The sequence below is a fragment of the Aeromicrobium marinum DSM 15272 genome, assembly GCF_000160775.2.
Lineage (GTDB): Bacteria > Actinomycetota > Actinomycetes > Propionibacteriales > Nocardioidaceae > Aeromicrobium > Aeromicrobium marinum.
Window position 1 is genome coordinate 799,956 of record NZ_CM001024.1, and the last position, 13,933, is coordinate 813,888.

Consider the following 13,933-nt stretch of genomic DNA (forward strand, 5'->3'; position numbering starts at 1 on the left):
CGAATGGGGACCGGCCCACCTGCGTGACGAGGCCGTGCCCGTCGAGGTCGAGCTCGCCGAGCGACCCGACGACAACTGACCACATGTCGAGACGCGAGTTTCAGATCCTGAGACTCGCCGACCTAGGATGCTGCCCATGACCCGCACCCACTCCCTCGCCGTCGTCGCCGGCGACGGCATCGGTCCAGAAGTCACCGCCCAGGCCCTGGCGGTGCTCGACGTCGTCGCGCCGGCGTACGACCTGGCCTTCGACCGCACCGAGTACGACCTCGGTGCCCGTCGTTGGCACGCGACGGGGGAGACCCTGCCGGACTCGGTGCTGACCGAGATCCGCGGGCATGACGCGATCCTCCTGGGAGCCATCGGCGACCCGGGCGTCCCGTCCGGTGTGCTGGAGCGGGGGCTGCTCCTGCGCCTGCGGTTCGAGCTCGACCACTACGTCAACCTGCGGCCGAGCAAGCTCTACCCCGGGGTGCCCACCCCGCTGGCCGACAGCGTCCTGGCCAAGGGTGACATCGACTTCGTCGTGGTCCGCGAGGGCACCGAGGGGCCGTACGTGGGCAATGGCGGGGCGATCCGGGTGGGCACGCCGCACGAGATGGCCACCGAGGTCAGCATCAACACGGCGTTCGGCGTCGAGCGGGTCGTGCGGGACGCGTTCGCACGGGCCCAGGCGCGCCCGCGTCGCCGGCTCACGCTGGTGCACAAGAACAACGTGCTGGTGCACGCCGGCCACCTGTGGAGCCGCACCGTCGACGCCGTGGCCGCGGAGTTCCCCGACGTGACCGTCGACTACCTGCACGTCGACGCCGCCACGATCTTCCTCGCCACCGACCCGGCACGGTTCGACGTGATCGTGACCGACAACCTGTTCGGCGACATCCTGACCGACCTCGCGGCCGCCGTGACCGGTGGCATCGGTCTGGCCGCCAGCGGCAACATCAACCCCGACGGCACCGCGCCCAGCATGTTCGAGCCGGTCCACGGGTCGGCGCCCGACATCGCTGGTCAGCACCGGGCCGACCCGACGGCCGCGATCCTCTCCGGCGCCCTGCTGCTGGACCACCTCGGCGTGCCGGAGGCGGCTGCACGCATCACGGCCGCGGTCGAGGCCGACATCGCCGGACGGGCCGGATCCACCACGGCCCGCAGCACCGAGGAGGTCGGCGCAGCCATCGCAGCGGCTGTCGCCGGAGGCGTACCGGTGGCCTGACGCCGCCCCTTCCCTCCTGCACAGAAAGCACTACCGTGAACGCCATGACCTCCACGCCGTTCCGCTGCACCGTCACGCCGAACACCGGCGGTCGGACCGACGCCGAACGCGACGCCGTCCTCGCCGACCCGGGTTTCGGCCGGCACTTCACCGACCACATGTTCCTCGCCGAGTGGACCCCCGAGACCGGGTGGGCCGACGCGCGGGTGGTGCCCTACGGGCCGCTCTCGCTCGATCCCGCGACGGCGGTCCTGCACTACGCGCAGGAGATCTTCGAGGGGCTGAAGGCCTACCGCCACGCCGACGACTCGGTCTGGTGCTTCAGGCCGGAGGACAACGCCGAGCGGATGCAGCGGTCGGCCCACCGACTGGCGCTGCCGGAGCTGCCGACCGACTGGTTCACCGGATCGATCGAGGCCCTCGTGGCGGCCGACGCCGCGTGGGTCCCGAGCGGCGAGGAGACGAGTCTCTACCTGCGCCCGTTCATGTTCGCCTCCGAGGCCTTCCTCGGTGTCCGGCCGAGCCAGCACGTGACCTACTCGGTCATCGCGTCGCCGGCGGGTGCGTACTTCCCGGGCGGTCTGAAGCCGGTCGACATCTGGTTGTCCGAGGAGTACTCGCGCGCCGGGGCCGGCGGCACCGGCGCGGCCAAGTGCGGCGGCAACTACGCCTCCAGCCTGCTGCCGCAGCAGGAGGCGACCCGCAACGGCTGTCAGCAGGTGGCCTTCCTCGACTCCGTCGAGCACCGGTGGGTCGAGGAGCTCGGCGGCATGAACCTGTACTTCGTGCAGGCTGACGGCTCCATCGTCACCCCTGAGCTCTCCGGGTCGATCCTCGAGGGCATCACCCGCTCCTCGATCATCACACTGGCCGCCGACCTCGGGCACGACGTGGTCGAACGACGGGTCAGCATCGACGAGTGGCGCGACGGCGTCGCGGACGGCACCATCACCGAGGTGTTCGCGTGCGGCACCGCCGCAGTGGTCACCCCGGTCGGCCGGTTGAAGTGGGACGGCGGCGAGGCGGTCTCCGCCGACGGCGACGCGGGCAAGGTCACCCACGAGATCCGGTCCGCGCTCGTCGACATCCAGTACGGGCGGGCCGAGGACCGACACGGCTGGATGACCCGGGTCGCCTGACCCGGCCCCCGTCCGGGCGGGCCTATCGTCGGTCCCATGGGACCCACACGGCTCGAACACGACCTGATCGGCGACCGCGAGGTGCCGGACGACGTCTACTGGGGCGTCCACACGCTGCGCGCCCTCGAGAACTTCCCGATCACCGGGATCCCGATCAGCGAGAGTCCGTTCCTGGTGGAGGCGCTGGCGGCCGTCAAGGAGGCGGCCGCCGCGACCAACCACCAGCTGGGCCTGCTCGACGACGAGCGGCACGAGGCCATCCGGTCGGCGTGCGAGGAGATCCGGAGCGGCGCCCTGCGCGACCAGTTCGTCGTGGACGTCATCCAGGGCGGCGCCGGGACCTCGACCAACATGAACGCCAACGAGGTCATCGCGAACCGCGCCCTGGAGCTGATGGGCCGCCGGCGCGGCGAGTACCACGTGCTGCACCCCAACGAGCACGTCAACCTCAGCCAGTCCACCAACGACGTGTACCCGACGGCCGTGAAGATCTCGCTGATCCTCGCCACCGAGGAGCTGCTGGCCGCGATGGGGCGGCTGCAGGCGTCGTTCGCCGCCAAGGCGGTCGAGTTCCGCACGGTGCTGAAGATGGGGCGCACGCAGATGCAGGACGCGGTGCCGATGACCCTGGGTCAGGAGTTCACGACCTACGCCCTGATGATCGGCGAGGACCGGGACCGCCTGTCCGAGGCCGTCCGGCTGCTCCACGAGATCAATCTGGGGGCGACGGCCATCGGCACGATGCTCAACGCACCGGTCGGCTACGTCGACATCGCCTGTGAGCATCTCGTCCGCCTCACCGGACTGCCGTTGGAGACGGCGGTCGACCTGATCGAGGCGACCCAGGACTGCGGGGCCTTCGTCCAGGTGTCGGGCACCCTGAAGCGGGTCGCGGTCAAGCTCAGCAAGATCTGCAACGACCTGCGCCTGTTGTCCTCCGGACCCCGGGCCGGCCTCAACGAGATCAACCTGCCGCCGGTGCAGGCCGGGTCCAGCATCATGCCGGGCAAGGTCAACCCGGTCATCCCGGAGGTCGTCAACCAGGTGGCCTTCCAGATCATCGGCCACGACGTCACGGTGTCGATGGCGGCGGAGTCGGGACAGCTGCAGCTGAACGCGTTCGAGCCGGTCATCTGCTTCTCGTTGGCGGCCGGCATCAGCCGGCTCCAGCAGGCCGTGGACGTCCTCGCCGTCCGGTGCGTCGACGGCATCACCGCCAACGTGGAGGTGATGCGGGCCGACGTCGAGCACTCGATCGGTCTGGTCACGGCGCTCAACCCCTTCATCGGGTACGCCGTGGCCACCGAGCTGGCCAAGGAGGCGCTCGCCACCGGTCGGGGGGTGGTCGAGCTGGTGCTGGAGCGTCGGCTGCTGCCCGCCGAACAGCTCGAGGCCATCCTGCGGCCCGAGACGCTGGCCAACCTGGGGCCGAAGCCTCCCACCCCGTAGCGCCCGGCGTGCACCGATGGCTCAGCCGAACAGGACGGCCGGGTCCTCGAAGAACGTGACGACCAGGCGGTCGGTCGCCGAGTCGTGGGTGATCGCGAGCATCACCGAGGTGTCGGCCACCGCCTCGGCCGAGGCCGCGTCGCCGAGCCCGTAGCCGACGTCGCGCAGGGTCACGCTGGCCGGTCCCACCGGATCGTGCTCGGGCCACTCGGTCAGCAGCCGGTGGGTGAGGCCGGTGAGGGCGGCGAGCGTGACCGGCGCAGCCTCGGCCGTCACGTCCCGGCACATCACCTCCGGCAGTCCGAAGGCCTCCAGGCCGTGCGACGCGATCACGCCGTCAGCGAGGTCGAAGCCCACCCACTGGGTGGCAACGGCCAGGTCGGTCGCCGACGCCGGGTGGGTGACCACGCGGGGCACGCCGAGATCGAGCACGACGCCGTCGTGCTGCTCGGCGATGGTCAACGCCTCGAGCCGGGCTCCGACGGCGGTCGCCGCGGCGGTGTCGAGCGGCCCGGACCGGTGCAGGACCATCACGTGCGGGCGGGCGCTGACCCGGTCGAGGTCGTCGGCCGTGGCGCCGAAACGCCTCAGCAGACCGGCCTCCGGGACGGCCCAGTCGTCGACCCGGTCCAGCGGTTCGGCGGTCAGCACGGCGTGCAGGCAGTGACACGTCGTACGGAGCGGAACGCTCACCGGTGCACCTCGTCCCGGGCCGCCGGTCTTGGCAAGCCTCGGCGACGAGTCTAGACTGACCCTCGTGACGAGCATCGCCCTCATCATTGCCGGGCGCGCCGGGTCCTGAACCACCGACCCGACGCGCTGCCTCCCGACCCTCGGGGGGCTTTTTTCATGTCAGAGGAACCACCGTGAACGACTTCCACGTCTACGACACCACGATGCGCGACGGCGCCCAGCAGGAGGGGCTCAACCTCTCGGTGCAGGACAAGATGCACATCGCGCGGCACCTCGACGACCTCGGCGTGGGCTACATCGAGGGCGGCTGGCCGGGATCCAACCCCAAGGACACCGAGTTCTTCGCCCTCGCCGCCAAGGAGCTGGACCTGCAGCACGCGACGCTCGCGGCCTTCGGTGCGACCCGCCGGGCCGGCGCGGTCGCCGCCGACGACCCGCTGGTGGCCGCCCTGCGCGAGAGCGGAGCGCCCGTGGTGACCCTGGTCGCCAAGAGCCACGACCGGCACGTCGAGCTCGCGCTGCGCACGACCCTGGCCGAGAACCTGGCGATGGTCCGCGACACCGTCACCCACCTGCGGGGGGAGGGTCAGCGGGTCTTCGTCGACCTCGAGCACTTCTTCGACGGGTACCTGGCCAACCGCGACTACGCCGTCGAGGTGGCCGGCGCGGCTGCGGAGGCGGGCGCCGAGGTGGTCGTGCTGTGCGACACCAACGGCGGCATGCTGCCGCACCAGGTCACCGACGTGGTGGCCGACGTGCTGGCCGCCACCGGCACCCGGTTGGGCATCCACGCCCACAACGACACCGGGTGCGCCGTGGCGAACTCGATGGCCGCGGTGCTGGCCGGAGTCACCCACCTGCAGGGCTGCATCAACGGGTACGGGGAGCGGACCGGCAACGCCGACCTCGTCACGTCGATCGCGAACCTCGAGCTCAAGCTGGGTCGTCCGGTCCTGCCCGCAGGCCGTCTGGCCGATGCCACCCGCATCTCCCACGCGATCGCCGAGATCACCAACTACCCGCCGTCCGCCCGGCAGCCGTACACCGGGGTGTCGTCGTTCGCCCACAAGGCCGGCCTGCACGCCAGCGCCATCCGGGTGGACCCCGACCTCTACCAGCACATCGACCCGGCCCTGGTCGGCAACGACATGCGCCTGCTCGTCTCGGAGATGGCCGGCCGGGCCACCATCGAGCTCAAGGGCCGCGAGCTGGGCTTCGACCTCACCGACGACCCGACCCGGTTGGCCCGGGTCACCGACCGCGTCAAGCAGCTGGAGCAGGCCGGATACACCTTCGAGGCCGCGGACGCGTCGTTCGAGCTGCTGCTCGCCGAGGAGATGGAGGGTGGCCGGCCCACCTACTTCGACGTCGAGTCGTGGCGGGTCATCGCGGAGTCCGCAGCGGCCGGTGCGTCGGCGGAGGCCACCGTGAAGCTCGTGGCCGGCGGCCAGCGGCTGGCCGTCATCGGCGAGGGCAACGGCCCGGTCAACGCCCTCGACCACGCGCTGCGCCAGGCCATCGACCAGCTCTATCCCGATGTCGCCCGGTTCCACCTCACGGACTTCCGGGTGCGGATCCTCGACCAGGGGCACGGCACGGACGCCGTGACCCGGGTGCTGATCGAGACGTCGGACGGCAAGGACTCGTGGGTCACGGTGGGAGTCGGGGCCAACATGATCGAGGCCTCCTGGCAGGCCCTCGTCGACGCCCTCACCTACGGACTGCGCCGTCACGGCGTGTCCCGGGTCAACGCCTGATCGCCGGAGCGGTGCAGGCGGAGACGGCGGCCCTGAGGCGGCGCCGGTGGGCGGTGCTGCTGCCGGTCGTCATCTCCGTGCTGGTCATCTCGGTCGTCGGGGCGCTCATCATCCGCGAGCAGCAGCGCCAGGTCGACCAGACCGGTGAGGCCGATGCGGCGGCCCTGGCCTACTTCGCGGAGGTGACGGAGTTCCGCGCGGGGGTGGTCGCCGTGGTCGACGCGAACATCGACGCCGATCCCGCAGATCTGCGGGCAGCGGTCGAGACGGCGATCGCCGATCCGCCGGTGCTGGCGCCGGCCACCCCGGAGGGCGAGCTGACCTCGTCGACCTACCGCGACGCCCAGGCGACCGCCGTGACCCTGCTGGACCCGTACCGCGAGCTGATGGCCGTGCTCGACACCGCGGTGGTGGCCGAACCGTTCATCGCCGCAGCGGAGGAGGTGCTGGCCCTGAGGATCACGGACATCGTCGGCACCGACACCCTGACGTCGGGGGAGCCGGTGGAGGCCGAGGTCATCCCGACCTTCGAACGGGGACTGGCCGCGTTCGAGTCGACCCCGGTGCCGCCGGGGCAGGAGGACCTCGCCGCCACGGTCAGCGCCGCCGTGCAGTACGTCATCGACCAGTCGTCGATCCTCGCGTCCCTCGCCCGTCTCGGGCAGAGCTACTCGTTCGGCTACTCCGACCAGTTCAACCTGGCGAGCGAGGCGGTCCGTGCCTACGGGCTGACGGTCGAGAGCGATCTCGCCGTGGCCGTCGACGCGATCGACCTGCCCTGACCTCGGGCCTGCCGTGGGTCAGGACGTCCCGGGACGCCGCATCGGCACGTGGTCGATGCCGGCCTCGACGTAGGGGTCGCCGCACCGCGTGTAGCCGAACCCGGCGTACCACTGCTCGAGGTAGGCCTGGGCGCCCAGGCGCAGCTCATCGTCGCCCCACCGGTCGTGGACCGCGGTGATCAGTCGGCCGGAGAGTCCACGTCCCCGAGCGTCGCGACGGGTGCAGACCCGTCCGATCCGGCGGATGCCGTCGGTCGCCACGAACGTGCGCAGGTAGCTGGAGAGGCCGGCGTCGTCGGCGAACCAGCCGTGGGTCGTGCCGGCCAGCAGGTCGAGTCCGTCGACGTCCGGCTCGTCGCAGCGCTGCTCGACGGCGAAGACGAGGTCGCGGACCTGCCAGACGGCGTACACGTCGGCCGCAGAGAGTCGGTCGCCGGCCACGAAGGTCGGGTCCATCACGCCACCCCGACCTGGACGGTGCGCATCGTCAACGGGCGGCCGCGGTGCACGTGGCGCAGGAACCGAAGATCTCCAGGGTGTGGGCGACGTCGGAGAACCCGTGCTTCTCGGCGACGCCGTCGGCCCAGCGCTCGACCGTGGGTCCCTCGACCTCGACCGTGCGGCCGCAGGTGCGGCACACCAGGTGGTGATGGTGGCCCGAGCTGCACTGGCGGTACAGGACCTCGCCGTCGTCGTTGCGCAGGGCGTCGACCTCTGCGGCGTCGGCCAGGGCCTGCAGGTTGCGGTACACGGTGGACAGGCCGACCGACTCGCCGCGATGCCGCAGGATGTCGTGGATCTCCTGGGCGCTCGCGAACCCGTCGAGATCGGCGAGGATCGCGGCGACCGCTCGGCGCTGGCGGGTGTTGCGGGGTGCTTCGACCATGGCTGTGCAGACCTCCTCAGGCCAACTCTAGTGGTCGGTCCCGACGGCGGAGCAGGCGCGAGCGCACGCCACGGCCGAGGGCCAGGACCGCGAAGGTGCCCAGCGCGAGGAGCACGATCGTCGGACCGGGCTGGGTGTCGATCTCGAAGCTCACGACGACGCCGCCGACCGCAGCCGCCAGGCCGAGCAGCATCGCGAGCAGGTGGGTGCCGCGGAAGGTCCGGCTGACCTGCTGGGCCGCGGCGACGGGCACCACCATCAGGGCCGAGACCAGCAGCAGGCCGACGGTCCGCATGGCCACGGTGATGGTCACGGCCGCGAGGACGGCGACCAGGATGCCGTAGAGCCGGGTGGGCACGCCGCTGACCCGGGCGTGCTCCTCGTCCTGGCAGACGGCGAACAGCTGGGGGGTGAGCAGCAGGGTCACGGCGAGGACGACGGCGCCCAGCACGACCACGGCCACGAGGTCGTCACGGTCGACCGTGACGATCGACCCGAACAGGTAGCTGTTGAGGACGCTGGCGCTGTCACCCGCGAGGTTCGTCAGCAGCACCCCGCCGGCGAGTCCGCCGTAGAACAACATCGCCAGGGCGACGTCGCCGCTGGTCCGTCCGTAGATCCGCAGCACCTCGATCAGGACCGCGCCGGCAGCGGCCACCAGCACCGCGGTGAGCACCGGCGCGAGACCGGTCAGCAGACCCAGGGCCACCCCCGTCAGCGCCACGTGGCCGAGGCCGTCGCCGAGCAGGGCGAGTCGGCGCTGCACGACGAACGTGCCGATCGCGGGCGCGGTGACCCCGGTGACCACGGCGGCCACGAGGGCGTACCGCATGAAGTCGTACTGCAGCAGCTCCAACATCAGATGATCGCCTCACCGGGGAAGGGGGACAGCCGGGGAGGGGCGCCGGAGTGCGGGTGGCCGTGCGCGTCGTCCTCGGGGGCGGCGGCGGGGACGCCGGCGAAGGTGATCCGGCCACGGTCGACCACGACGGCCCGGTCGACGACGGGGCGCAGAGGGCCCAGCTCGTGCTCGACCAGCAGGACGGCACCGCCGGCCGCGGTGAACGTCGCGAGGAGGTCGGCGAGGGCCTCGGTGTTGGCCTGGTCGACCCCGGCGGTCGGTTCGTCCATCACCAGCAGATCGGGGTCGGTGACCAGGGCGCGAGCGATCAGGGCGCGTTGGTGCTGGCCGCCCGACAGCTCGGTGACCGGGGTGGTCAGGTGGTCGCCGAGCCCGACCTTCGCCACGGCGGCCTCGACGGCGTCACGGTCGGCCCGTCGAGCCGGACCGAGGAAGCGACGCAACGACAGCCGGCCGCTCATGACGACCTCACGGACGGAGGCGGGGACCCCCGAGGCCTCCGACGACCGTTGGGGCACGTAACCGAGCCGGTGCCGGTGGGTGAACGACTCCAGTGGCGTGCCGAACAGCTCGATCGTGCCGGACCGACGGGGGACCAGGCCGACCGCGCTGCGCACGATCGTGGACTTGCCCGACCCGTTCGCCCCCAGCAGGGCCACGAGCTCGCCCCGGGAGACGTCGAGGTCGACCTGCCGGAGGACAGGTCGACCCGCGAGATCGACGTCGAGGCCCCGGATGCGCAGCGCGGGTGCCTCGTCAGGATCGGTCATGAACAGCCGTTGGCCTCTCGGACGGCGTCGAGGTTGCGCTCCATGATGGTCAGGTAGTCGTCGTCGGCCGTCTCGTCGGACAGTCCCTCGATCGGGTCGAGCGTAGCCGTCCTGGCGCCGGTGGCCGAGGCCACGGTGTCGGCGATGGCCGCGCTGACCAGCTCCTCGGTGAACACCGTCGTGATGCCCTGGTCCTCGACGAGGTCGGTGATCGCGGCCAGCTGCGCCCCGGTCGGCTCGTCCGACGGGTTGAGCCCGGCGATCGGGTACTGCTGCAGGTCGTAGGTGTCGGCGAGGTACGCGAAGGCCTCGTGCGACGTGACGATGCTGCGTCGCTCGCAGGTGGCCAGCCCGGCCGTGTAGTCCTCGTCGAGGGTCTCCAGCTCCGCGACCAGCGAGGCGGCGTTCGCCTGGTAGGTGTCGGCGTTGTCCGCGTCGGCGGAGACCAGCGCGTCGCGGACGGCCTCGGCCGCTGAGGCCATGCGGGACGGGTCCAGCCAGAAGTGCGGGTCGACCCCGCCGTGGTCGTGGCCCTCGTGGTCCTCGTCGGAGTGGCCCTCCTCGTCGGAGTGCTCCTCGCCCTCGTGGTCGTGCTCCTCGTCGCCCTCCAGCAGCCCGACGACCTCACCGAGCTCGACGACCCCGGCGTCGCGGTCGGCCTGCTCGACGGCGGCATCGACGGCGGGCTGGAACGACTCGGTGTAGACGATCACGTCGGCCGAGCCGAACGCGGCCACCTGCCGTCCGGTCAGCTCGACGTCGTGCGGGTCGACCCCCGGGGCGGTGACGTTCTCGACCGTGGCCAGGTCGCCGGCGACCCGCTCGGCGACGAACGTGAAGGGGTAGGCCGAGGTCAGGACGGTCACCCCGTCGTCGCCGTCGGCCGCGGCTCCACAGGCCGGGAGGACCAGCAGCGGGGCGGTGAGGACAGCGGCGGTGCGGGCGAGCCGGGCGCGGGGGGAGTCATGCATGGGACCAGCCTCCCTGCGCATGGGAACCATTGTCAAATCGAGCACCTGACCGGTCAGGGTCGCTGCCCGCACGAGCGCTAGTCTGGACCGTCCCCCGACATCCAGCCGGAACGGAGTGCCCACCCATGGCCACCTCGACGATCGACACCGTCATCAGCCTGTGCAAGCGACGCGGGTTCGTCTACCAGTGCGGTGAGATCTACGGCGGTACCAAGTCCGCGTGGGACTACGGGCCGCTCGGGGTCGAGCTCAAGGAGAACATCAAGCGCCAGTGGTGGCGCACGATGGTCCAGGGCCGCGACGACGTCGTCGGCCTCGACTCCTCCGTCGTGCTCCCGCCCGCGGTGTGGGAGGCCTCAGGGCACCTGTCGGCCTTCGTCGACCCGCTCGTGGAGTGTCTGTCGTGCCACCGCCGGTACCGGCAGGACCACCTGCAGGAGGCGTACGCGGAGAAGAAGGGCCTGGACGACCCCGACGCCGTCGGCATGGACCTGCTGGTGTGCGCCAACTGCGGCACCAAGGGGCAGTGGACCGAGCCGAAGATGTTCAACGGCCTGCTGAAGACGCACCTGGGCCCGGTGGAGTCGGCGGAGGGCCTGCACTACCTGCGCCCGGAGACCGCGCAGGGCATCTTCGTCAACTTCGCCCAGGTCATGACCAGCTCGCGCCGCAAGCCCCCGTTCGGCATCGGCCAGATCGGCAAGAGCTTCCGCAACGAGATCACCCCCGGCAACTTCATCTTCCGCACCCGCGAGTTCGAGCAGATGGAGATGGAGTACTTCGTCGCCCCGGGCGCCGACGAGGAGGCGCACGAGTACTGGTTGGGCGAGCGCATGCGGTGGTACACCGACCTGGGCATCGCGGCCGACAACCTGCGGTTCTTCGAGCACCCCGCCGAGAAGCTCTCGCACTACGCCAAGCGGACCGTCGACATCGAGTACCGCTTCGGCTTCCAGGGCTCGGAGTGGGGCGAGCTCGAGGGCGTCGCCAACCGCACCGACTTCGACCTGTCGACGCACAGCTCGCACTCGGGCAAGGACCTGCGGTACTTCGACCAGGAGTCCGGCGACCGCTGGTTCCCCTACGTCATCGAGCCCGCGGCCGGGGTCAACCGGTCGATGATGGCCTTCCTCGTCGACGCCTACGCCGAGGACGAGGCGCCCAACTCCAAGGGCGGTGTCGACACCCGCACGGTGCTGCGGCTCGACCCCCGCCTGGCCCCCTGCAAGGTCGCGGTGCTCCCGCTGTCGCGCAACGAGCAGCTCTCGCCGGCGGCCCGCAGTCTCGCCACCGAGCTGCGGGGCTACTGGAACGTCGACTTCGACGACTCGGCGGCGATCGGCAAGCGGTACCGACGCCAGGACGAGATCGGCACGCCGTTCTGCGTCACGGTCGACTTCGACACGCTCGACGACCAGGCCGTCACCATCCGCGAGCGGGACTCCATGCAGCAGGAGCGGGTCGCCCTCACGCAGGTCCGCGAGTGGCTCGCGGCGCGCCTGCCCGGCTGCTGACCCGGCCGAGGGTCAGAATCGGCTCGTGAAGACCATGCGCACCGCTGCGGCAGCCGTGTCCGTCGCCCTCGTCACCCTCCTCGCAGCCTGTGGGGGTGGCGACGAGGAGCCCGAACCGCGTGCCTCCGTGCCCGCCGGCTTCGACCTGCCGGCGGGTGTCGAGATCACCCCCGGCGGCACGCAGCTCACCGAGGACGAGCCGGCCACGGTGGTCTACCAGGTCGGCGACGGAGCGGCCAGCGCCGTGACCGTGACGGTCTCGGCGGTCCGCCGCGGCGCCATCGAGGACTTCCGGTTCTTCTCGCTCGACGAGGCAGCCCTGCAGTCGACGCCGTTCTACGTCGACCTGACGGTCGTCAACGAGGGGCCGGCCGGCCTGGGCGGCGTCGCCCTGCCGATCTTCGCCAGGGACGACAAGAACGTGCTCCTGCCGCCGAACGAGGTGGTGGGTCAGTTCGCGCCCTGCCCCAACGGCACCCTGCCCGAGAGCTTCCTGCCCGACTCCGAGGCGACGCTGTGCCTGGTGTACCTGGTGGCCGCCGGCAACGCCCTCGTGTCGGTCGACCTGCAGCCCGGGTCGTCGGCCGACGCCATCCGATGGAGCCCGTGAGCGACGCCGCGCTGCCCGGCCCGCTGCGCCTGGGCGACCTGACCGTCGACGTGCCGGTGGTGCTGGCCCCCATGGCCGGAGTCACCAACGCGGCCTTCCGCCAGCTCTGTGCCGAGCAGGGCGCCCTTCGAGGCTCGCAGGCTCGCACCTCAGGACAGGCCCTTCGAGGCTCGCAGGCTCGCACCTCAGGACAGGCCCTTCGAGGCTCGCAGGCTCGCACCTCAGGACAGGCCCTTCGAGGCTCGCAGGCTCGCACCTCAGGACAAGCCGGCCTGTACGTGTGCGAGATGATCACGTCCCGCGGGGTCGTCGAGGGTGACCGCACCAGCCTGGGGATGCTGACCTTCGCCCCCAACGAGCGGGTGCGGTCCGTGCAGCTGTACGGCATCGACCCGGCCACGGTCGGACGCGCGGTGGCGATCCTGTGCGGCGACCACGGTGTCGACCACGTCGACCTCAACTTCGGGTGCCCGGTCCCCAAGGTCACCCGCAAGGGCGGGGGAGCGGCGCTGCCGTGGAAGGCGACCCTGCTCGGTCGCATCCTCACCGAGGCAGTGGCTGCAGCGGCACCGTTCGGTGTTCCCGTGACGATGAAGACCCGCAAGGGCATCGACGACGACCACCTGACCTACCTCGACGCCGGCCACATCGCCGAGGACTCCGGGTGCGCGGCCATCGCGCTGCACGGTCGCACCGCGGTGCAGCACTACTCCGGCGAGGCCGACTGGGCGGCGATCGCCGCGCTGAAGGCGGCGGTGTCGATCCCGGTGCTCGGCAACGGGGACGTCTGGGAGGCCGCCGACGCCCTCCGGATGGTCCGCGAGACCGGCTGCGACGGCGTCGTGGTCGGCCGCGGCTGTCTCGGGAGGCCGTGGCTCTTCCGCGACCTCGCCGCCGCCTTCACCGGGGAGGAGACCGTGCCGGCGCTGCCCACGCTCGGGGAGGTGATGGCGATCATGCGCCGGCACGCCGAGCTGCTCGGGGGCTGGCTGGGCGAGGAGCGTGGCTGCGTGGAGTTCCGCAAGCACGTCGCCTGGTACCTCAAGGGGTTCCCCGCCGGGCCGTCGGTGCGCCAGCGGTTGGGTCAGGTCTCCTCGTACGCCGCGCTCGACGAGCTGCTCGTCGAGCTGGATCCCACCGAGGCCTTCCCGGTCACCGAGCTGGGGCGTCCTCGCGGTCGACAGGGCACGCCCAAGCGGGTGGTGCTTCCGGACGGCTGGCTGGACGACCGCGAGTTCACCGGTGCCCTCGACCCGGCGGCCGAGGACGCGACCTCGGGCGGCTGAG

Annotated in this window: 14 protein-coding genes; 8 read left to right on the forward strand and 6 right to left on the reverse strand. The window is 71.5% G+C overall.

All coding sequences use genetic code 11. From position 1 onward, the window contains the following. Positions 1–127: 127 nt before the first annotated feature. The 3 genes from HMPREF0063_RS04235 to HMPREF0063_RS04245 are packed head-to-tail and all read left to right on the forward strand — an operon-like array spanning position 128 to position 3,801. Complete coding sequence (locus tag HMPREF0063_RS04235; RefSeq protein ID WP_007077418.1) at positions 128–1,213, forward strand: 3-isopropylmalate dehydrogenase; 1,086 nt, start codon at positions 128–130, stop codon at positions 1,211–1,213. A gap of 44 nt (positions 1,214–1,257) precedes the next feature. Next, entirely contained in the window at positions 1,258–2,352 is a 1,095-nt protein-coding gene (locus tag HMPREF0063_RS04240) for a branched-chain amino acid aminotransferase (protein ID WP_040320521.1), read from the forward strand. Positions 2,353–2,388: 36 nt separating this feature from the next. Further along, positions 2,389–3,801 carry an aspartate ammonia-lyase gene (locus HMPREF0063_RS04245; RefSeq protein WP_007077420.1) on the forward strand — a complete coding sequence of 471 codons (1,413 nt, stop codon included), beginning with the start codon at positions 2,389–2,391 and terminating at the stop codon, positions 3,799–3,801. A 21-nt stretch (positions 3,802–3,822) separates the two neighbouring features. On the opposite strand, the gene HMPREF0063_RS04250 is transcribed toward HMPREF0063_RS04245, so the two are convergent. After that, on the reverse strand, positions 3,823–4,494 hold the full coding sequence (locus HMPREF0063_RS04250; protein ID WP_156794035.1) for a hypothetical protein: 672 nt from the start codon (positions 4,492–4,494) through the stop codon (positions 3,823–3,825). Positions 4,495–4,697: 203 nt separating this feature from the next. On the opposite strand from HMPREF0063_RS04250, the gene cimA reads away from it, so the two are divergent. Next, complete coding sequence (cimA, locus tag HMPREF0063_RS04255) at positions 4,698–6,251, forward strand: citramalate synthase (protein ID WP_050760996.1); 1,554 nt, start codon at positions 4,698–4,700, stop codon at positions 6,249–6,251. Between the two features lie 11 nt (positions 6,252–6,262). After that, the gene (locus tag HMPREF0063_RS04260) at positions 6,263–7,033 is read left to right on the forward strand and encodes a hypothetical protein (RefSeq protein ID WP_007077422.1); all 771 of its coding nucleotides are present in this window, start codon (positions 6,263–6,265) and stop codon (positions 7,031–7,033) included. Positions 7,034–7,051: 18 nt separating this feature from the next. Here the strand turns inward: HMPREF0063_RS04260 and HMPREF0063_RS04265 are convergent, their stop codons facing one another. Genes HMPREF0063_RS04265 through HMPREF0063_RS04285 form a run of 5 tightly spaced genes read right to left on the reverse strand, consistent with a single transcriptional unit; the run spans position 7,052 to position 10,522 of the window. Further along, positions 7,052–7,489 carry a GNAT family N-acetyltransferase gene (locus HMPREF0063_RS04265; protein WP_007077423.1) on the reverse strand — a complete coding sequence of 146 codons (438 nt, stop codon included), beginning with the start codon at positions 7,487–7,489 and terminating at the stop codon, positions 7,052–7,054. Positions 7,490–7,520: 31 nt separating this feature from the next. After that, positions 7,521–7,919, reverse strand: coding sequence for a Fur family transcriptional regulator (locus HMPREF0063_RS04270; RefSeq protein WP_007077424.1), 399 nt, complete (start codon positions 7,917–7,919; stop codon positions 7,521–7,523). Positions 7,920–7,935: 16 nt separating this feature from the next. Continuing rightward, positions 7,936–8,778 (reverse strand): metal ABC transporter permease, encoded by an 843-nt coding sequence (locus HMPREF0063_RS04275; protein ID WP_007077425.1) that lies wholly within the window; start codon positions 8,776–8,778, stop codon positions 7,936–7,938. Beyond that, the gene (locus HMPREF0063_RS04280; protein ID WP_007077426.1) at positions 8,778–9,551 is read right to left on the reverse strand and encodes a metal ABC transporter ATP-binding protein; all 774 of its coding nucleotides are present in this window, start codon (positions 9,549–9,551) and stop codon (positions 8,778–8,780) included. The genes HMPREF0063_RS04275 and HMPREF0063_RS04280 overlap by 1 nt, the downstream gene beginning before the upstream one ends. Beyond that, positions 9,548–10,522 carry a metal ABC transporter substrate-binding protein gene (locus tag HMPREF0063_RS04285; protein WP_040320089.1) on the reverse strand — a complete coding sequence of 325 codons (975 nt, stop codon included), beginning with the start codon at positions 10,520–10,522 and terminating at the stop codon, positions 9,548–9,550. The genes HMPREF0063_RS04280 and HMPREF0063_RS04285 overlap by 4 nt, the downstream gene beginning before the upstream one ends. Before the next feature lie 125 nt (positions 10,523–10,647). Here HMPREF0063_RS04285 and HMPREF0063_RS04290 point away from each other — a divergent pair, with 125 nt between their 5' ends. The 3 genes from HMPREF0063_RS04290 to dusB are packed head-to-tail and all read left to right on the forward strand — an operon-like array spanning position 10,648 to position 13,932. Continuing rightward, complete coding sequence (locus HMPREF0063_RS04290; protein ID WP_007077428.1) at positions 10,648–12,036, forward strand: glycine--tRNA ligase; 1,389 nt, start codon at positions 10,648–10,650, stop codon at positions 12,034–12,036. A gap of 25 nt (positions 12,037–12,061) precedes the next feature. Further along, positions 12,062–12,646 carry a hypothetical protein gene (locus tag HMPREF0063_RS04295; protein ID WP_040320090.1) on the forward strand — a complete coding sequence of 195 codons (585 nt, stop codon included), beginning with the start codon at positions 12,062–12,064 and terminating at the stop codon, positions 12,644–12,646. Continuing rightward, the gene (gene dusB / locus HMPREF0063_RS04300) at positions 12,634–13,932 is read left to right on the forward strand and encodes a tRNA dihydrouridine synthase DusB (RefSeq protein WP_007077430.1); all 1,299 of its coding nucleotides are present in this window, start codon (positions 12,634–12,636) and stop codon (positions 13,930–13,932) included. Before HMPREF0063_RS04295 ends, dusB begins: the two co-directional genes overlap by 13 nt. Position 13,933: the final 1 nt, after the last annotated feature.

Excerpts from the sequence above, each read along its gene's own strand:
- HMPREF0063_RS04245 (WP_007077420.1), top strand. The coding sequence starts at position 2,389 with ATGGGACCCACACGGCTCGAACACGACCTGATCGGCGACCGCGAGGTG.
- HMPREF0063_RS04270 (WP_007077424.1), bottom strand. The coding sequence starts at position 7,919 with ATGGTCGAAGCACCCCGCAACACCCGCCAGCGCCGAGCGGTCGCCGCG.
- HMPREF0063_RS04275 (WP_007077425.1), bottom strand. The coding sequence starts at position 8,778 with ATGTTGGAGCTGCTGCAGTACGACTTCATGCGGTACGCCCTCGTGGCC.
- HMPREF0063_RS04265 (WP_007077423.1), bottom strand. The coding sequence starts at position 7,489 with ATGGACCCGACCTTCGTGGCCGGCGACCGACTCTCTGCGGCCGACGTG.
- HMPREF0063_RS04235 (WP_007077418.1), top strand. The coding sequence starts at position 128 with ATGCTGCCCATGACCCGCACCCACTCCCTCGCCGTCGTCGCCGGCGAC.
- HMPREF0063_RS04290 (WP_007077428.1), top strand. The coding sequence starts at position 10,648 with ATGGCCACCTCGACGATCGACACCGTCATCAGCCTGTGCAAGCGACGC.
- HMPREF0063_RS04280 (WP_007077426.1), bottom strand. The coding sequence starts at position 9,551 with ATGACCGATCCTGACGAGGCACCCGCGCTGCGCATCCGGGGCCTCGAC.
- dusB (WP_007077430.1), top strand. The coding sequence starts at position 12,634 with ATGGAGCCCGTGAGCGACGCCGCGCTGCCCGGCCCGCTGCGCCTGGGC.
- cimA (WP_050760996.1), top strand. The coding sequence starts at position 4,698 with ATGCGCGACGGCGCCCAGCAGGAGGGGCTCAACCTCTCGGTGCAGGAC.
- HMPREF0063_RS04240 (WP_040320521.1), top strand. The coding sequence starts at position 1,258 with ATGACCTCCACGCCGTTCCGCTGCACCGTCACGCCGAACACCGGCGGT.
- HMPREF0063_RS04285 (WP_040320089.1), bottom strand. The coding sequence starts at position 10,522 with ATGCATGACTCCCCCCGCGCCCGGCTCGCCCGCACCGCCGCTGTCCTC.